The organism is Streptomyces sp. NPDC041200 (assembly GCF_055591805.1).
Map to the genome: position 1 here is coordinate 20,595 of NZ_JBVIZF010000033.1, position 17,998 is coordinate 38,592.

The window sequence follows — 17,998 nt, forward strand, 5'->3', positions numbered from 1 at the left end:
ACCGAGAAAGAACATTCAGAACGACAGATACGTAACGGAGATAGACGCCATGGCCCACACCCTCGCCGCCGCCGAGCGATTCGCAGCCAAGGTCAACACCGCCGGCCCCCTGCCACTCATCCGCGGAGTGCTCGGCCCCTGCCACCTCTGGACAGGCAGCAGCAACGGGAAGGGCTACGGCACCTTTTGGCTCGACGGACGCACCGTCAAGGCCCACCGCGCCGCCGTCGAGCTCGCCGACGGCCAGCCCATACCCGACGGCCTCGAGGTCGACCACCGGTGCCGGAACCGCGCATGCGTGCGCCGATCACACCTCGACCCCGTCACGCACCGCGTGAACATCCTCCGTTCGACGAACCACGTCGCCACCCGCGCCGCCGTCACGCACTGCCCGGCCGGCCACGCCTACGACGAGGCCAACACCTACCGCGCACCCAACGGCACCCGGAAATGCCGCGCATGCAAGCGCAAGGCCGCCCGCGAACGCCGCGCCGCCGCACGCGAGCACCAGCTCGCCCCCGTCGCGCCCATCACCCCCAGCGCCACCACCCCCGAAAGGCAGGCCGCCTAACCCATGGCCGGCGACACCGTCATCACCGTAATCGGCAACCTCACCGACGACCCCGAACTCAGGTTCACCCCGTCCGGTGCCCCCGTCGCAAACTTCACCATCGCCAGCACGCCCCGCCACTTCGACAAGCAGGCCAACGAATGGAAGGACGGCGAAACGCTTTTCCTCCGGTCGTCCGTGTGGCGCCAGCAGGCCGAGCACGTCGCCGAATCCCTCGCCCGTGGCATGCGCGTCATCGCCCAAGGCCGCCTCACGCAACGCAGCTACGAGGACCGCGAGGGCATCAAGCGCACCGTCTATGAGCTCAACGTCGAGGAAATCGGCCCGAGCCTCAAGACCGCCACAGCCGCCGTAACCAAGGCCAACGGCAGGAACGGCACCCAGCAGCCGCAACAGGGCGGATACGGCCAGCAGGGCAACGGCTACGCCCAACAGCCCGACTCATGGGCCACACGGCAGCAGGGATACAGCGACGAGCCCCCGTTCTAACCCCGCTGCGACCGCGCGCCACGTCCGGTCGCAGCCCGCGCCGCGCGCGCGAGCCCTGCGCGAATACGACGTTCATCAACTTCCGAACGAAGAACACGAGAAGCAGGAGCCCGGCCCCATGAACCGCATCCCCGACGCTGTCAACGTCGCCAGCCTCGACACCCACTGCCTCATCGTCACCGTGCCCAACCACGGCCCGGCCGAGATATCGACCAGCGTTCCCCGCACGGTCGCCGCCGACGTGCTGCGCCAGATCGCCGACAGCCTTGAGGGCGATACGGGGAACTGCGGATTCAGCCTCGCCACCGGCCGCCCCTGCCCCGTACACGACCGGCCCGCCACGCGCCGCCCCCGCGGCCTCGACGACCTGCTCGACCACCTCGCCGACCGCATCCCCGACGACGACACCGACCGGGCCGACATCGAGCAGCAGGCCGCCCCGCCATCGACACTCGCCGCCGCGTTCGCCGAGTTCAGCCGCAACCTGCGAACCGCCATGGAGCAGGCCGACACCGAGCGCAACAACACCGCGCCGGCCGACACCGAGCAGGCCGACGACGACCCGCGCCCGCGTATCGAGGTCGACCTCGAGCAGCCGGCCGAGCCCGAGCCCGTCGAGGAGCAGCCGGCCACACCGACCGTCGTCGGTTGCGCCCATGGATACGGCCTGCTGCGCGACAGCTGCCCCGGATGCGACCACGAGCAGGACACCCCGCACGAGGCCGACCCCGTCACTGTCCGGCCGTCGTGGGCGAAGCGCGACATGCGCCGGTGCCGACGCTGCGCGCTGCGCCCCTCGCACTACATCCACAAGGCCCAGCGGAACACCGAGTGAAGCGCCTCGCCGCCCGCCTGCTCGCCGCATGGCGCGCCCGCGCCGCCCGCCGCCGCGCCGACCTCGACCTCGCCCGCCTCGCCCGTAAGGAACCCAAGTGACCCGCCACTCACGTACCAAGCCGCGTGAACACGAGCGCCGCGACCGCCGCGCCGCCCTCGACGTGCTGCTCGCCCGCGCGCAGCGTGGCCGCCTCTCCCGGGCCGAGGCAGTCATGTTGCGCGCTTACGTCACCGAGGAACAGCGCACCGCCGACGAATCCCGCAGCGTCAACGCCGGCACCACACGCGCCCTCGAGCGCACCCGGGCCGGCGCCGACGAGGCGATACGCAGCCTCGAGGCCGAGCTCGCCGAGCAGCGCCAGGCCGCCGCCGACGCGTCCGAGCAGCTGCGCCAGTACCGGGCAGTGTTCGGCGAGAACGCCCTCGACGCCCACGCGCACGCCCTCGCCCGCGCCAGCCGTGCCGAGGGCGCCCTCGCCCGCGTGCACGACGCCACCGGGCCCACCTCAGCGCACGTCGCCGAGTACGACCGCGCCGCCCGCGTCGACGCCGAGGAGCGCGCCGACCGCTACCGTCTGCACTCCGAAAAGCTGTGGCACCAGCTCGCCGCCCAGCGCCACCGGGCGAGCAAGTTGGAGACCGCCGCCCGCGTCGCCGAGCATGGCCGGGCCGAGCTCGAGCAGCGCGTCGCCGACCTCGAGGCCGACCTCGCCCACGAGGCAGAGCAGCCAAGGCCGGCCCGATGCGTGCCCGCCGTTGCCGGGCCGGACCATCCCATACACGCCCTCACCGAAGCGCTCACCGCCGGCCGCGCCCTCGACCACCTCGACGCCGGCCAGCTCATCCGCCGGTACTACGACGCGGTACACGCCGTCTGCTGCCCGCTCGAGCACGACGCCCCCCGGCCCGGGCCCGCCGCCGAAGCCGACCTCGCCCAACTCGCCGAGGACGACCTCGAGGCCGTCGCCGACGAGCCGATCCCGTACACCCTCGCCCACCCATAAGCCGGCCCCGGGCACCCCGCACAACCGCGAGGGCGCCCTCGAGCACCAGGAGCAACCCCCCAATGCCGAGCACCCTCGACGCCGCGACCACCGCCCGCGGCGCAGCTGACGACCTCGCCGCCGTCCGTGAGCAGTGGGGCGACCTGCTCGCCGCCATATCCCGCCCGCCGGCCGCCGAATGGCCCCCGCGTGAGGCCCGCGGATTCCTCGACCAGCTCGCCACGGACGACCGCGCCGAGGACGACCTCGACGAGCAGCAAGTCGCCCGCATCGGCCGAACGCCGCTAACGCTGCGCGAGCACCCCGCCCCCGTAAACCTGTCCGCGCTCGACGCCGCCCTCGAGGTCGAGCGCGCCCTGTTCGACCTCGCCGACTACCTCGCCGAGCAGGTACAGCGCCCCATCCGGCACATCGAGACCCCCACCTACGGCGCCCCCGCCGACACCATCCTTGACCCCGACGACCGCGACGACCCGGCACGGTGGCACCTCCCCACCAACCGCGACACCGGGCCAGCCGCCGTCGCCTCGCCCGGATCACGCGCGTACGGGCTGCACTGGGCCGCGGTGTGGATCGAGGGCCGGCTACTCGGCGAGGGCACCGACGGCGACCTGTTCACCCCCGTACGGACGTTGCAGCTCGAGGAGGCCGCACGCGTCGCGCGCCACGCCCGTGCCGCCGTCGAGCACGCGCTCGGTCGCGACGGCCGCACGACCACCCTCGACAGCCCGTGCCCATGGTGCGGCGGGCGCCTGCTCGGCCGCACCAAGTCGGGGGGCGAACCTGTGGTCACCTGCTCGACGGGCTACGCGTGCGGGGCGCCTGTCCTGCTCGACGACCGCGGCCGGCGGGCGTGGCGGGGCGCTGATCTGGTCGGTCTGTACGTCGCCCTCGAGGCGCGCCGGCGGGAGGAGTAGGGCGGACCCAGGGGCAGCGTCCGGCCAAGTCACGGGGGGTGTTGGGCAGTTGCCCGACACCCCCGCTGTGTAGCAACTTGTGAACCCGCTTGTGTAGCCACTTGTGAAGCCGCTACAGTAAGGCTCCCGCCGAACCTCACTCGGCGGGCGCCGGACCTCACCCGGCACTCATCAGCCAAGGGAGCAACCCCCTATGAGCGTCACGATTCCCGGAGCACTCGCCGACCACCTCGCCGCGCAGTACATCGGCGACGAAGAGACCGCCGCCGCCCTCGACGCCGCCCGCCGCGGTCGAGGTCGAACGCTGGTTATCGAGCCGACCAGCACGCGCGTGCTGCACGTCATCAGCCGGCACGCCGAACACATCCTCAGCGTCCCCCGCGCCTACACCCGCGCGACGCGCGACGCCGCCCGCCTGTGGATCGCCCGCGCTGGCTACTCGCCCGCCCTCATGGTCCACAAGTACGACAGCACCGAGGACGCGTACAACCGCACCCAGTGCGGCGACGACATCCGCGACGGCGACGTACTGATCATCGAGCGCGAGGGCGTCGTCGGTTTCCTCCGTAGCGCGTGGCCGGTCGCCGTGACCGTGGCACACGGCAAGCTGCATCGCATCACGGGCGACCCGCGCATCCTCGACGACGGCCGATACGCCGACAGCGCCATTCGCGCCGAGCGCATCGCCACCGAGCACGGGTTCGCCCTCGCCGAGCAGCACGTCGACGCCGTCGAGGCCGAGGCCGTCGAGCAGTTCGACGCCGCTGCGCGCGCCGCCGACGCCGTCGAGCACGCCGAGCAGGTCGAGGCCGCCGTCGACACCGTCGCCGAAGCCGAAGCACTGTACGCCGCGCAATTGGTCACCGAGGCCGACGCCACCGACGGCACGTGGCGGGGCGAGTGGATCGGCCAGCAGGCCGACGACGCCCTGTTCGCGGTCGAGCTCGACGCCGAGCAGGGCGCCTTGTTCGACGACCGCGCCACCGATCGCGAGCAGCGCCGCGCCGCCCTCGCCCGCATCAAGGCCAAGGCCGACGCCGAGCGCGCCGCGCACCGCGCCGAGATGGACGGGCGCATTGCAGCCGAGCACCGCGCGCACGGCGTGCCCGTCCCGCCCGCCGTACAGGCCCGTATCGACATCCACCTCGCCCGCGAGTACCCCGCCCTGTTCGCCCCCGAGCAGCCGCGCCCCCTCGAGCTCGAGCCCGCGCTCATGTGGGCCGTGACGCAGCGCGTCGTGATCCGCGGCGAATGGCAAGGGCTGATCATGTGCGGACTCGGCCGCCGCGAGGCCGAAGACCGCGCCAGCGTGTTGCGCTACACGGGCAGCAGGGACGTACAGGTGGTGCTGTGCGAGCACGGCCCCCACTCCCACCGTGACGCCCGCCTCGCCGCACGCTGCGAGGGATGCGGGTACCCGATCCCCACCGGCGAGCAGTGGCACGACGCATGCCGCCCCCGCCCTCGCTTGACCCCGCTCGAGCGCGCCCGCCTCGCCGCCGAGCGCGACGCCAGGTACGCCCGCGCCCTCGACGCGTCCGACGCCGTCGCCGCCGACCTCGACGGCGAGCCCCCGTTCTAACTCACCCGACCGGCCCGCCCTCGCCCCGGGGGCGGGCCCTATCCCACACCGACAGGAGCAGCACGTGAACGACCAGCAGCCCGCCGAGCAGGGCGACGAGCCGACCGTCGCGCACTACCGGCGCACCGACCCCAGCAAGGGACCGCGTAGCCTGCTCGGCCAACAGGCCGCGTTCGAAGGCATGGCCGCTGCCAAGGGGTTGCAGCAGGTCGAGGACGACGGCCCCGACACCACTGACCCGAGCGAGGACCACCCCGAGCAGCACGCCGACGACTACCAGGCCGGCCGGTCGTATTCGCCGGTCGAGATCAGCCGCCGCGTCAAGCGGCGCCGCCTCCAGCCCACCGACGCGGCCCGCCGCTTCGCCGAGCAGGCGCTCGCCGAGCTGATCCAGCACGAACGCGACAGCGCCGCCCGCCGCGCCCAAGCAGGCGACACCAACCCGTACGACCTCGACCCGTACGCCGACGTACACGACCTCGCCGAGCAGTACGACCAGGCGCGCACCAACACCGCCGACCCCGCCGACCTCGAGCAGTTCCTCGACAACCTCGCCGACGACCTCGACCTCGCCGACGTTCGCGCCCTACGCCTCGCGGGCGAGGCCGCCGTCGCCGTCACCTCGCGGGCGATCCGAGCAGCGCGCGACCGCGGCACGAAGCCGCCGCAGATCGCCGACGAACTCGGCCTCACGCCGTCGCGCGTCTATCAGGTGTTGCGCGAGCTCGCCACCGAGGACGGCGAGCAGCCGCCCACCGACCCCGAGCAGTAGCCCAGTCAGCAGCGCGGGCCCGTTCCGGCGACCTCACCGCCGTACGGGCCCGACTCACCACAGACGGGAGCAACCCCCGACCATGGCTGAACCCAACCCTACCGAGCCCCGCCGCAACCTCCCGCCCGCGGTCGGCCGGTCCATGTCCGTGCGCATCCTCGACGAGGGCATGTACGACGACCTCGCTGTGATCATGCGCACCGGATGCGACGCGTCCACCGCCGTCCGACAAGCCCTGCTCGTCCTCGCCAACGTGTATTACGGCGCATGGGCAAGCGGTGCCTACCCGGCGGGCGTGGCGCCGGTAATCCGCACCGCGACTCTCGACCCATATCAGCCTGTCCGACAGGCTGACCAGGCCGTATGACGGACCGCGCCCCGCTGCATGACACAGCGGGGCACTGCTGTACGACCGGCCGTCGCGGCGGTCGCACGCCTATCCGGTTCATCCCCACGAAGGGGTGATTCTTACGCTGTGGAAGCCGGGAGTATCCACAAGGCGAAGGTTGTCCACAGTGGAATCGCAGTCTTCGCTTAGCCTCTATAAGCTCATCCCCGCGAGTGACTGCAAGTCACCAACGGTTCAACCTCCCTGAGCTGCCATCCAGTTGCAGAGCATCAACGGAGGTGCCAGTGAGAGACAAGCAGAACTCGCACAAGGGAAAGGGCCCGTGGGGGCCCCTCACGTTCCTAGCCAGCCTCGCGCGCCTCGCGCTCGACTGGTACAGGCACCTGTGAGGACCGCCAAACGGGCCCGTTCCTGTCACCAAATGACCGCGTAGGCGGTCCGGAAGCGTTGCAGCGCTTCCCATGCGTGGGGTCGCCTTCCGAGAAGAGGCGGCCCCACCCCTACTGCCATAAACCCAATTAAGCAATTACGGCCTAGGCCAGCCTACCCAACCACTTACACCACTCCGCACTGAGACGTAAGTAATGGCGCCTTCCGAGCCGGCGCGTATCGGGTCATCGCAGGTCAGGACACAACTTGCGCCGTTACCTTTCCGTGACCTAACGTTGGGCCTGTCTTCGGTGTGCCCAGAATCAGGCCCGCCGCACCACGCCCCGCCGCTCACCGCCGCGGGGCGTTTTGTATGCCCGCACGACCGCGCCGGGGGGTGACCATGGGCCGCCCCATCACCGACGAGGACCGCGAGCAGGTCCGACGGCTGCACGGCCAGGGCAAGGGACGCAACGACATCGCGCGCGCCATCAAGCGGTCGCCCTCGACGGTGTCGAAGATCGCCGCCGCGTTCGAGCCACCCCTCACATTCGATCGCGCCGGCGAGGTGGCCGTCGCCACCGAGGTACGCCGCGCCGACCTCGCCGCCCGCCGCGCCCAGCTCGCCGAGCAGCTGCACGACGACGCCGAGCGCCTACGTGCCCAGCTGTGGGAGCCGTGCACGATCGGGGCGTTCGGTGGCAAGGACAACGTATGGACCGACACGCACCTCGACCGGCCGACGTTCGGCGATCAGCGCCAGATCATCGCCGCCACAGGAACCGCGATTGAGAAGTCGCTCAAGCTCGCCCCCGCGGCCGGCAGCGAGGGCGCCGAGCAGGTGCGTTCGATGCTCGGAGCGCTCGGCGAAGCGCTGACCCGCGCAGCCGGCGACGACGCCGACGACGACGGGGGCGCCGACACCGGGGGGTGACGTGCTCGACCTCGACGCGTTGCCCCTGTCCCGTAAGCAGCTGCGCAGCGTCGGCCGCGCCACGGCCCGTATCAACCTGTGGCACGGATCGGTGCGCAGCGGGAAGACGATTGCCTCGCTGCTGGCTTTCGTCATCGCCGTTGCCACCGCGGGCCCGTCCGGATTGATCATCATCTGTGGCCGCAGCTTGCAGACGATCGAGCGGAACGTGTTCGAGCCCCTGCTCGACGAGGCCCTGTTCGGCCCCCTCGCTCGGCACGTCCGCCACACCCGCGGCGCCACCACGGCAACCATTCTCGGCCGCACCGTCCACCTGATCGGCGCCGCCGACACCCGCGCTGAGGGCCGGCTACGTGGCCTTACCGCACAGCTCGCCTATGTCGACGAGGCCACCCTCGTACCCGAGGGGTTTTGGACGCAGCTACTCGCCCGACTGTCCGTGCCCGGGGCGCGCCTGTTCTCGACGACGAACCCTGACTCGCCGCGACACTGGCTCAAGACGGGATACCTCGACCGCGCCGGCGAGCTGAATCTCAGGGCGTGGCATTTCCGCCTGTCCGACAACCCGAGTTTGTCGCCCGAGTACGTCGCCGACCTCGCCGCCGAGTATGTCGGGTTGTGGCGCCGCCGGATGATCGATGGTGCGTGGGTGGTCGCTGAGGGAGCCATCTACGACATGTGGGACGAGGCCCGGCACGTCGTCGACACCCTGCCCGAGATGCGCCGTTACTGGTGCGGGATCGATTACGGCACCACGAACCCGTTCTCGGCAATCCTGCTCGGCGAGGGCGTCGACGGCCGCCTGTATGTGGCTGGCGAGTGGCGCCACGACAGCCGCACCACGCACCGCAGCATGACCGACTCTCAGTACAGCGCCGCCGTCCGGGCGTGGCTTGCAGGGTGGCAGCACCCGAGCGGCGACAGCCCCCCGGGCGTGACCGCCGAGTGGACGTTCATTGACCCGAGCGCCGCATCGTTCAGTACGCAGATGTGGGCTGACGGGTATCCCGGACTCGCCCGCGCCTCGAACGAGGTTGCCGACGGTATCCGCAGCGTGTCGAGCCTGCTCGCCGCCGGCCGCCTGTTGGTGCACCGATCGGCCGAGGGACTGCTCGGCGAGATGCCCGGTTATAGCTGGGACCCCAAGGCCACCGAACGGGGCGAAGACGCCCCGCTGAAAGTCGACGACCACTCAGCCGACGCATTGCGGTACGTCGTGCACTCCACGGCGCACGAGTGGCGCCACCTGCTCACCGCACCGCGCCACGAGGAGGACGCCGCCGCATGATCACCCTGCCCGTACGCCTCACCGTCGGCGAGCACACGGCCGAAGTCGGCGAGCTCGAGCTCGAGCTCGGCGAAGACATCCGCCCCGCCCTCGCCGACCTGTTCCGCGCAGTCGCCGACGCGTTCGACGCCGCTCCCTTGGAGGTGACGCCCGATGGCACTGCCTGAGAACGGGGCCGCGTGGCCGCCGCCGAGCTGGTCGAAGTTCTACGCCGAGATGCGCGTCGACGACGCGTGGTACAGCGGCGACGCTGCCCGCCTCGCCCGCGTCTACGGCCACCACCCGCGGCCGGCCGAGCGTCGCCGCCTGTGGGGCCGGCGCAGCGTCGAGCACCGCGCCGGCCGCCGTGAGCACCGCCTACACGTCCCCCTCGCCGGCGACATCGCCCGCACTTCCGCCGACCTGTTGTTCGCCGACATGCCGACGATCACCGTCGGGGACAAGGCCACGCAAGACCGCCTCGAGCAGCTGCTCGACGAGGGCCGCGTACAACAGACGCTGCTCGGCGCCGCCGAGCAGGCCGCCGCCCTCAGCGGTGTGTTCTTGCGCGTGATGTGGGATCGCGACCTTGCCGACCGCCCCCTGTTGACCGTCATGCAGCCCGACGCGGCGATCCCGGAATTCCGATTCGGCATGCTGCGCGCCGTCAACTTCTGGCGCGTGCTGGAGGGCGGCACGGATCACACCGTGTGGCGGCACATCGAGCGCCATGAGTCCGGCCGCATCGTGCACGCCCTGTACGAGGGCACGAGCGACAACATCGGCCGCGCCGTTCCGCTTACCGAGCACCCCGACACGGCCGAGCTGGTCGACGGCCTCGACGACGACGGAGTCAGCATCAGCACCGGGATACGCGACCTCACCGCCGCGTACATCCCGAACATGCTCCCCAACCGGTTGAACCGCTCAAGCCCGATCGGACGCAGCGACTACCAGGGGTTGCATGGCCTGTTCGACGCCCTCGACGAAGTGTGGTCATCGTGGATGCGCGACATCCGCCTCGCCCGGGCCCGCCTGATCGTCCCGGACGGGTACCTACGCGACCATGGCCCCGGACAGGGCGCGTCGTTCGACGACGATCGGGAGGTGTGGCACTCCCTCAAGATGCCGCCGAACGAAGGCAGCGGCATCACGCTGGCCCAATTCGATATCCGGGTCGCCGAGCACCAAGCCACCGCGGAAGCCACCATGAGACAGGCCGTGCAGACCGCCGGCTACAACGCCCAACAGTTCGGGCTGGAGGGCCGCGGCGAGGCCGTCACCGCAACGGAAGTCGACAGCCGCGACCAGCGCGCCATGGTGACCCGGAAGAAGAAGGCCGGCTATGCCCGGCACGCGCTCGCCGACATGCTGCACGTCATGTTGCAGCTCGACGCCGCCCAGTTCGGGCAGCGCATCACGCCCGAGCGCCCGCGAGTGGAGTTCGGCGACGGAGTCGCAGAGTCGGAGCAGCAGACGGCGGCAACGCTTGACCTGCTCAACCGCGCCGGGGCCGTCAGTACCGCAACCAAGGTGAAGATTCTTCACCCCGATTGGGACGACACTGCCGTGCAGGCCGAGGTGACGGCGATCCTCGCCGAGACCGGAGCAGGCGCGCCGGCCGACCCCGTTGGTAACTTCCCGCTTGCCGCGTGACCGGTCAGGCGTAGACGTATTGGCCCGGTGCTGCACCAGAGCAGGCGCCACCCGTCCAGTGCTTGTGTGCCAGTTCGCAGCGTGCACAGACCAAGCCGAGCCCGTCGGCCGGCCGTTGCCAGTCGTGCGGCTGGCCCGGTTCCGGTGCGTCGTACCCCCCGGACAGGTGTCGGCGGGCGCGTTCGGCGTTGGGATATGGGCGGTAGGCCATGGGTCCATCATCGCGCAGGGGGTGACCGGTGCCGATCCATCCGGGCATGGTCGAACCCCTGGCCGAGCGGACGCGTGACCTGTACGCGCAGGCCGAGGAACGGCTATTGGGCATCGTCGCCCGGCAGCTCGCCGACGGCCTCGAAGCGCCCGGATGGGTCGAGCGGAAGCTCGCCGCCGTACAAGCGGTGCGCCGCGCCTCTCAGAGCGTCGTTGACGAGCTCGGCCGCGCCGTGCAGCTCGAGGTGTTCGACGTCGTCGCCGAGTCGTACAACACCGGGCACCGCGCCGCGGTCGCCGAACTCGGCGCCCTGTCCGACGACGCGCGCCGGCTAGCCGACGAGATCACCCCTAACGCGCAGGCCGTCGACCGCCTCGCACAGGAAACCGTCGACGTCGTCACCTCGACGCACCGCAGCATCCTGCGGGCCGTTGTCGACGGTTTCCGGGCGGTCGTGTCCGAGGTCATCGCAACGCCCCTGCTCGGTACCGGCACCCGCCGGCAGGCCACCCAAGACGCCATGCGCCGTTTCGCCGACCGCGGCATCCGGGCGTTCGTCGACCGCGCCGGCCGCCGTTGGCAGCTGACCAGCTACGCCGAGATGGCCGTACGCACGGGCGTTGCGCGGGCCGCCACACAGGCGCACATGCGCACCCTCGCCACGGCCGGTATCGAGCTGGTCATGGTCTCCAACGCCCCGCGCGAATGCCCGCTGTGCCGCCCTTGGGAAGGCAAGGTGTTGGCCATCAGCGGGCCCGGGGGCGCCCGTACGGTCGAGGTCGAGCACGCCGTCGAGGACGGCCGCATGGTCCGTGTGCGCGTCGCCGGCAGTCTCGACGAGGCCCGCGCCGCAGGGTTGCAGCACCCCAATTGCCGGCACAGCGTCAGCGCTTACACCCCAGGTCTGACAGTGGCCGAGCAGGCCGAGCCCGACCCGGCCGGCTACGAGGCCGGGCAGCGGCAACGCGCGATCGAACGCCACATCCGCAAGTACAAGCGACGCGAGGCCGGCGCCACCACCCCGGAGGGCAAGCGGGCCGAGGCCGCCAAGGTCCGGCAGTGGCAGGGCGCAATGCGTGACCACCTCGCCGCGCACCCCGACTTGCGACGGTTGCGCCACCGCGAGCAGCCCGGGGCGAGCAACCTCCCCGAACCGCGGAGCGCTACCGCGCCGGAGCACATCGAGGCCGCCCGCATCCGATCCGGCGACCAGCTCACCCCGGGCGAGATGAGCGACGACCAGCTCGCCGCCGCCATGCGTTCGGGCACCCTCGACGCCCGCGGGCGCGCCCGCGTCGAGGCCGAGGCCGACCGGCGCGACGTCGAGCAGCTGCTCGCCCGCATCCGGCCCGGCGGCACCATCGGCGACGATCTCACGCCGTTCAGCGACACCGAGCTCGCCCGCGCATTCGTCCACCTCGACGAGGGCGACGCGCTGCGCATCATGGCGGAGATGGACCGCCGCGACCTCGCCACACGGCTACCGCAGGTGCGGCGGGATCTGGTGGGACTGTCCGACCATGACCTCGCCGCCCGTGCCAAGGGCGCCGATCCGGACACGCTCGCCGACCTCGCCGCCGAGGCGAACCGGCGCGACCTGCTCGCCCAATTCTTCCCCGGCGGGCAGCTGACGGACGACCTCGCCGGCATGTCCGAGGACGAGCTCGCATGGTGCATGGAGTACGCCCGTGCCGACGAGCTCGCCCGGATCGCCGGCGAGATGGACCGCCGCGACGCCGTCGACCTCCCGGAGCCGGCCGACACCGGCGACGCCGTCGAGGACCTGCTCGCCGACCGGAACGCGCTGGCCGAAGCGATGGACCCTGCCCCCGACCCCGACGGGTGGGGAGCGCACGCCGACGACGCCGACGACGTGTGGAACGCGACGACCGCCGAGCGCGCCCTCGACGACGCCCCGCCGCCGGCCGAGGAGGACGAAGGCCCGCGGCTCACCCGCCGGGAAGCGCGCGAGCTGTACGACGAGTACGTCTATCGCCAGTACATGCAGGCCGAGGAGGAATGCCGCGGCTACCTGCTCAACCAGCAGGCCACCGCCGCCGGACACCACCCGCTCAGCCTGTTCTCAGGCCCCGCACGCATTGCCTATGCGCGCGCGTCCGACGAGCTGAAAGAGTGGTGGGCACGGCACGGCCGCCTGACTCAGGCCGAGTTCATCGAAAAGGCCACCGGTCAGCGTCAGCGCTGGGCCGCCGGTGCCCGTAAGAACGAAGCCGACCAGCAGGCCAAGAGGTAGAGGGGGCAGCGTGGGGACGCGCGAGGACATCACCCGAGCGATGACGGAAGGCGCCGAGGCTGGACGCCGCGGCGACGAGCCGACCACCTGCCCCTACCCGCGCACGTCCACGCTGCGTACCGCGTGGATCAAGGGATACACGCGCGCCCGCCCGCTCCCGCGCACCAGCGAGAACGGCGACACGTAGCACCCGCCACCGACAGCACCACCCCGGGGCCCGCCAGGAGCGGGCCCCTTTTGCATGCCCGAACGCCCGCCAGGAGCGGGCCGACCAGCCCCAGGAGGGCGACCCATGAGCGACGACAACGGCAACCAGGGCGGACAGCAGGGCACCGGCGAGGGCGGACAGGGCGCACCGGGCGGGCAGGGCGGGCAGGACCCCGCCGGTACCGCGCCGAAGCCCACCGCGCCGCCGACCGGCCAGCCGGCCGCGGGGAATGACGACGGCGGGCAGGACCCCGCCGCGACCATCGCCCGCCTCGAGCAGGAGCTCGCCGCCGCGCGGGCCGAGGCCGGAAAGAACCGCGTCACGGCCAAGCAGCGCGCGGCCGACGACGCCCGCCAGGAGCTGACACAGCAGCTGCTCGGCATCCTCGACCCGAGCCGCGCCGGCCAGCAGGCCACCCCCGAGCAGCTGACGCAGCAGCTCGAGGCCGAGCAGTCCAAGGCCAAGGCAACCGCGGTCGAGCTCGCCGTGTACCGCACCGCGCGGGAGGCCGGGGGCGACCCCGACGCCCTGCTCGACTCCCGCCAGTTCGCCGCTTCCATCGCCGGCCTCGACCCGACCGACACGGCCGCCGTGAAGTCCGCCGTTGAGGCCGCCGTCACGGCTAACCCCAAGCTCGCCGCCCAGACCGCGCCGGCCGGACCGGCCCGCAGCGGTAGCGAGTTCACCGGCCCGCCCAGCAGCGCACCGACCGCCGCGCAGTTCGCCGCCATGAACTACGCGCAGCGGGTCGAGCTCATGCAGTCCGACCCCGACACCTACCGGCGCCTCGCCGGAGCATGACGCCCGGCCCTCGCGCCGGGCATCCACCAAGACCGCCCGGCCGCCGCGCCGGCATCCCCGTAAGGAGGGGCCCCCGTGCCCGACACCACCGCCGCAAATCTGATCGTTCCCGAGGTCTGGGCCGACCTCGCACAGGCCCGGTTCACCGGTGCCGTGCGCGTGCTCACCTCCGGTGCCGTCACGACCGACGACACCCTCGTTGGCCAGCCCGGCGACACGATCAACTTCCCGAAGTGGGACATGCTCGGCGACCTCGACGACCTCACCGAGGGCACCGCCATGAGCACCACCGTGATGGGGCAGCGCTCCAGTGAGGCCACCATCAAGGAGGCCGGTAAGGCCGTCGAGATCACCGACAAGGCCCTGTTGACCGGACTCGGCGACCCGCGCGACGAAGCGCAGCGGCAGTTCGGCATTCTCGCCGCCCGGAAGGTCGACGCCGCCCTGATCGCTCAGGCCATGGCCGACGAGACCGCGCAGGGTGGCGGCACGCCGTACACCTTCACCACGGCCGCGGGGAAGACCAAGTTCACATGGGCTGACGCGGTCGTTCCCGCCCTCGCGAAGTTCGGCGACGAGTGGGAGCCGTCCGAGTTCGCCGGCATGTACCTGAACAGCGCGCAGCACGCCGAGGCCGCCCTCGACCCGCAGTTCATCGACGCATCCAAGCTGGGCGCCGACACTGCCGTGCGTACCGGTCAGGTCGGTGTCATCGCGGGCGTACCCGTGTTCGTCACGAACCGAATCGCCGCGGGGAAGTTCCTGCTTCTCAAGAACGGCTCCCTTGGCGCCCTCTACAAGCGCCGGCCCATCGTCGAGACCGACCGCGACATCCTCAAGCGCACCACCGTGATCACCACGAACGTGCACTACGCCGTGAAGCGCCTCGACGACAAGGGCGTACTTGTCGGCACCCTCGCCACGTCCTAACGCCCCGAAGGGAGGGCCGCCGCATGATGCTGCGCCGCTACCACGGCGAGCAGACCGACACCGAGTCGACCAGCTCGCCGCCGTCCGACAGAACGTCGGACACCGCGCCGGACGCCCCGCAGGCCACCAAGCCCGCGGGGCGTTCGTCATCCCGGAGCAAGACCAGCAAGGGGGGATGACCGGATGCGCCGGATCTACGCCACCCCTGACGAGCTCACGGCGTGGACCGGCGACCCGGCCCCGCCGGACGCCGACCGGCTGCTCGCCCGCGCGTCCGAGGACGTCGAGGACGCGCTACGCACCGCCGTGTACGCCACGGACGCCGCGGGCATGCCGACCGATCCCGACGTCGTGCAGGCACTCGCCGACGCCACGTGCGCACAGGTCGAGTACCAGCAGGCCGCCGGCGACGACGGCACCGGGGCGGCTGGCAGATGGGACAGCGTCTCTATCGGCGCCGTTTCTCTGTCCGGCCGTCAGTCCGGGCCGGCGACCGCCGGCGACGTCGACCTCGCCCCGCGGGCCGAGCGCGCACTCACCCGGGCCGGTCTGCTGCCGGGGGTGATCTGGTGACCGCACTGCCCGGATGGCTGCTGCGCCACCGGATCACCGTGGAGCCGTACCAGGGCGCCGGCGCGTACGGGCCCGTGTACGGGCCGCCCGTCACCGTGCGCTGCCTGCTCGACCAACAGACGCGCATGGTGCGGGCCCCAGACGGCGCCGACACCGTCAGCAGCACGACCGCGTATTGCCCGCCCGGCACCACCGCGCCGCCCGGATCACGCCTCACCCTGCCGGACGGCCGGACCACCACCGTGATCGCCGCCCTACCCCGCGACGGCGGAGGACTGGCAACCCCCGATCATCTGGAGGTGCAGGCCGAGTGACACAGCGCGCCCGTCTGCAATGGAACGGCCAGGCCGTCAGCGCCGCCGTCCGTGAGGCCGCCGCCCGCGGCCTACGCATCGGCGCCGAGCACATCCTCGCCGAGTCGCGCCGGCTGGTGCCGATCGAAGAGGCCACCCTCGAGCGATCAGGCGTGGCGACCGTCGACGAGGACGAGCTCACGGCCGCCGTCAGCTACGACACGTTGTACGCGGTCCGCCAACACGAGGACATGACGCTACGGCACGACGCCGGCCGCACCGCCAAGTACCTCGAGCAGCCGTTCAACACCGAGGCCGACACGGTGCAAGAGATCATCGCCGCACAGGTCCGGAGGGCGCTGCGATGAGCCACACCTCGAACCTGCTCGACGGCCTCGCCCGGCTGATCGCCGACGCCGGTATCGCCGTGTACCGGCCCGACGGTCTGTACGCGGCCGATGAGGTGGCAATCATCATCGGCGCCGTCCCCGACCGGCCCGACAACGTCATCGCTCTGACGCCGTACGCCGTCGACGACGCCAGCGGTACCGAAGACGTCACCGAGGCCGTACAGGTCCGGTACCGCGCCGGCGCCGACCCGCGGGCCGCCCTCGACCGCGCCGACGCCGTGTACGACCTGCTGAACATGCGCGTGCACACCGACCTATCCGGTGTGCACGCCGGAGTCATCTGGCGCCAGTCACAGGCATGGATCGGCCCCGACACCGCCGACCGCCAGGAGATCACCGCCAACTACTACATGCGGACGATCCGCACCGCGCCGCACCTGATCGAGACATAGGGAGAACCCGCCATGAGCACACCCACGCCCGTGACCGCCCTCGCCCGCAGGTGGCGACTCGAGGTCGACATGGCCACGTCCGGCGCCACCACGCCCGATTGGCAGCTGCACCCCGCGATCACCGATTTCAGCTGGGAGGCCCCGCCCAACCTCGAGGACAGCAGCACGTATGACGATGAAGGGTGGGACGGCAACACGAAGACGGGCCAGGGCTGGACCGTGACCGCGACGTTCAACCGCAAGAAGTCCGCGGACAGCAAGGCGTACAACGCCGTGCACGAGCGCGTACGGGCCACCGCGTTCGGGTGGGGCGCCGACAGTGAGGTCAAGATCCGTTGGATGGACCGTGACGGCGGGCCGGAGGCGTACGAGGGAACGGCCCTGGTGGAGTGGAAGCCGTCCGGCGGGCCGAAAAACAACTTGGAGCAGGTCGAGGCCACGTTCACGGGCAACGGCCCGTTGACGCAGATCGCCAACCCGCTTGCGACGGCCTGATATGGGCGCCAAGTTCCAGGCTCTCGACGAGCTGTTCGATGACTCCTTGACGCTCCCTTTCGGGAGTAAGGCGTATGTGATCCCCTCGCCGTCCGCTGCTGACGGTCTGCGGGTGCAGCAGATCACCAGCCTCGCCGCCCGGCTGGTGTCCGGCGGCGAGGCCGTCGACACGACCCTGTTGGACGACGACGACGAGCGCGACTTGCTGCGGATGTGTCTCGGGCCGGTCTACGACGAGATGCAGGCCGACGGCATCACCTGGTCCAAGATGCGGCACGCGGGTTTGACCGCGATGTTCTGGATCGTCTCCGGCCCCGAGACCGCTGAGCGGTATTGGGGGACGGCCGGCGACCCTTCTCAATGGGCCCCGAACCGGGAGACTCGCCGAGCCAAGAAGAGTGGATCGGGTGCGGCGAGCTCGACGAGGCAACGGGGCTCTACGAGTGGTACGAGAGGCCGCAAGGCTACCGGGAGCGCCCGCAAGGGCGGGACGACCTGACATGGGCCGCCCTGCTCGAACAGTGGCCGCTGATCGAATGCGATCTACACGAGGTGTACGGCGTGGATGCCGGCGCCCCTGGCATCCTCCAGGCCCGAACGTGGCGGTGGCTCCGGCTGCGCATTCTCGGCCTGCTCAGCGCTGATAGCCGCCTCGCCCGGCATTTCGCGCCCCCCGACCCCAAG

23 protein-coding genes are annotated in these 17,998 nt (G+C 71.4%); all 23 read left to right on the forward strand.

From position 1 onward, the window contains the following. Nucleotides 1–49 precede the first annotated feature (49 nt). The 23 genes from ACZ6CL_RS36195 (at nucleotide 50) to ACZ6CL_RS36305 (ending at nucleotide 17,813) form a co-directional block, all read left to right on the forward strand. On the forward strand, nucleotides 50–571 hold the full coding sequence (locus ACZ6CL_RS36195) for an HNH endonuclease signature motif containing protein (protein WP_468944050.1): 522 nt from the start codon (nucleotides 50–52) through the stop codon (nucleotides 569–571). Nucleotides 572–574: 3 nt separating this feature from the next. After that, a complete protein-coding gene (locus ACZ6CL_RS36200) occupies nucleotides 575–1,060 on the forward strand; it encodes a single-stranded DNA-binding protein (RefSeq protein ID WP_468944051.1) in 486 nt (161 codons plus the stop codon). Between the two features lie 118 nt (nucleotides 1,061–1,178). Then, a complete protein-coding gene (locus ACZ6CL_RS36205; RefSeq protein WP_468944053.1) occupies nucleotides 1,179–1,895 on the forward strand; it encodes a hypothetical protein in 717 nt (238 codons plus the stop codon). A 97-nt stretch (nucleotides 1,896–1,992) separates the two neighbouring features. Then, nucleotides 1,993–2,901 (forward strand): hypothetical protein, encoded by a 909-nt coding sequence (locus ACZ6CL_RS36210; RefSeq protein WP_468944055.1) that lies wholly within the window; start codon nucleotides 1,993–1,995, stop codon nucleotides 2,899–2,901. 62 nt (nucleotides 2,902–2,963) lie between these two features. Beyond that, nucleotides 2,964–3,818: a hypothetical protein gene (locus ACZ6CL_RS36215; RefSeq protein WP_468944057.1), complete on the forward strand. Its 855-nt coding sequence runs from the start codon at nucleotides 2,964–2,966 to the stop codon at nucleotides 3,816–3,818. Between the two features lie 193 nt (nucleotides 3,819–4,011). After that, on the forward strand, nucleotides 4,012–5,400 hold the full coding sequence (locus tag ACZ6CL_RS36220) for a hypothetical protein (protein WP_468944059.1): 1,389 nt from the start codon (nucleotides 4,012–4,014) through the stop codon (nucleotides 5,398–5,400). A 64-nt stretch (nucleotides 5,401–5,464) separates the two neighbouring features. Next, the gene (locus ACZ6CL_RS36225) at nucleotides 5,465–6,172 is read left to right on the forward strand and encodes a hypothetical protein (protein ID WP_468944062.1); all 708 of its coding nucleotides are present in this window, start codon (nucleotides 5,465–5,467) and stop codon (nucleotides 6,170–6,172) included. 82 nt (nucleotides 6,173–6,254) lie between these two features. Further along, complete coding sequence (locus tag ACZ6CL_RS36230; protein WP_468944064.1) at nucleotides 6,255–6,539, forward strand: hypothetical protein; 285 nt, start codon at nucleotides 6,255–6,257, stop codon at nucleotides 6,537–6,539. Nucleotides 6,540–7,263: 724 nt separating this feature from the next. Next, nucleotides 7,264–7,824 (forward strand): helix-turn-helix domain-containing protein, encoded by a 561-nt coding sequence (locus tag ACZ6CL_RS36235; protein WP_468944067.1) that lies wholly within the window; start codon nucleotides 7,264–7,266, stop codon nucleotides 7,822–7,824. Between the two features lies 1 nt (nucleotide 7,825). Continuing rightward, entirely contained in the window at nucleotides 7,826–9,112 is a 1,287-nt protein-coding gene (locus ACZ6CL_RS36240; RefSeq protein WP_468944070.1) for a PBSX family phage terminase large subunit, read from the forward strand. After that, on the forward strand, nucleotides 9,109–9,279 hold the full coding sequence (locus tag ACZ6CL_RS36245; RefSeq protein WP_468944073.1) for a hypothetical protein: 171 nt from the start codon (nucleotides 9,109–9,111) through the stop codon (nucleotides 9,277–9,279). The genes ACZ6CL_RS36240 and ACZ6CL_RS36245 overlap by 4 nt, the downstream gene beginning before the upstream one ends. Beyond that, a complete protein-coding gene (locus ACZ6CL_RS36250; RefSeq protein WP_468944075.1) occupies nucleotides 9,266–10,747 on the forward strand; it encodes a phage portal protein in 1,482 nt (493 codons plus the stop codon). The genes ACZ6CL_RS36245 and ACZ6CL_RS36250 overlap by 14 nt, the downstream gene beginning before the upstream one ends. Before the next feature lie 257 nt (nucleotides 10,748–11,004). Continuing rightward, nucleotides 11,005–13,212: a phage minor capsid protein gene (locus ACZ6CL_RS36255; protein WP_468944078.1), complete on the forward strand. Its 2,208-nt coding sequence runs from the start codon at nucleotides 11,005–11,007 to the stop codon at nucleotides 13,210–13,212. Nucleotides 13,213–13,222: 10 nt separating this feature from the next. Further along, nucleotides 13,223–13,399 (forward strand): Rmf/CrpP fold protein, encoded by a 177-nt coding sequence (locus ACZ6CL_RS36260; RefSeq protein ID WP_468944080.1) that lies wholly within the window; start codon nucleotides 13,223–13,225, stop codon nucleotides 13,397–13,399. Nucleotides 13,400–13,504: 105 nt separating this feature from the next. Then, the gene (locus ACZ6CL_RS36265) at nucleotides 13,505–14,221 is read left to right on the forward strand and encodes a hypothetical protein (protein ID WP_468944083.1); all 717 of its coding nucleotides are present in this window, start codon (nucleotides 13,505–13,507) and stop codon (nucleotides 14,219–14,221) included. 75 nt (nucleotides 14,222–14,296) lie between these two features. Beyond that, a complete protein-coding gene (locus ACZ6CL_RS36270; RefSeq protein WP_468944085.1) occupies nucleotides 14,297–15,151 on the forward strand; it encodes a N4-gp56 family major capsid protein in 855 nt (284 codons plus the stop codon). 23 nt (nucleotides 15,152–15,174) lie between these two features. Next, nucleotides 15,175–15,330: a hypothetical protein gene (locus ACZ6CL_RS36275; RefSeq protein WP_468944088.1), complete on the forward strand. Its 156-nt coding sequence runs from the start codon at nucleotides 15,175–15,177 to the stop codon at nucleotides 15,328–15,330. Nucleotides 15,331–15,334: 4 nt separating this feature from the next. Continuing rightward, nucleotides 15,335–15,724, forward strand: coding sequence for a head-tail connector protein (locus tag ACZ6CL_RS36280; protein ID WP_468944090.1), 390 nt, complete (start codon nucleotides 15,335–15,337; stop codon nucleotides 15,722–15,724). Beyond that, nucleotides 15,721–16,038 (forward strand): hypothetical protein, encoded by a 318-nt coding sequence (locus ACZ6CL_RS36285; protein WP_468944092.1) that lies wholly within the window; start codon nucleotides 15,721–15,723, stop codon nucleotides 16,036–16,038. Before ACZ6CL_RS36280 ends, ACZ6CL_RS36285 begins: the two co-directional genes overlap by 4 nt. Further along, nucleotides 16,035–16,385, forward strand: a complete 351-nt coding sequence (locus tag ACZ6CL_RS36290; RefSeq protein WP_468944094.1) for a hypothetical protein — start codon at nucleotides 16,035–16,037, stop codon at nucleotides 16,383–16,385. The genes ACZ6CL_RS36285 and ACZ6CL_RS36290 overlap by 4 nt, the downstream gene beginning before the upstream one ends. Next, entirely contained in the window at nucleotides 16,382–16,819 is a 438-nt protein-coding gene (locus ACZ6CL_RS36295; RefSeq protein WP_468944097.1) for a minor capsid protein, read from the forward strand. Before ACZ6CL_RS36290 ends, ACZ6CL_RS36295 begins: the two co-directional genes overlap by 4 nt. A gap of 12 nt (nucleotides 16,820–16,831) precedes the next feature. Further along, nucleotides 16,832–17,314 carry a phage tail tube protein gene (locus ACZ6CL_RS36300; RefSeq protein WP_468944100.1) on the forward strand — a complete coding sequence of 161 codons (483 nt, stop codon included), beginning with the start codon at nucleotides 16,832–16,834 and terminating at the stop codon, nucleotides 17,312–17,314. A 1-nt stretch (nucleotide 17,315) separates the two neighbouring features. Then, entirely contained in the window at nucleotides 17,316–17,813 is a 498-nt protein-coding gene (locus tag ACZ6CL_RS36305) for a DUF7426 family protein (RefSeq protein WP_468944102.1), read from the forward strand. Nucleotides 17,814–17,998: the final 185 nt, after the last annotated feature.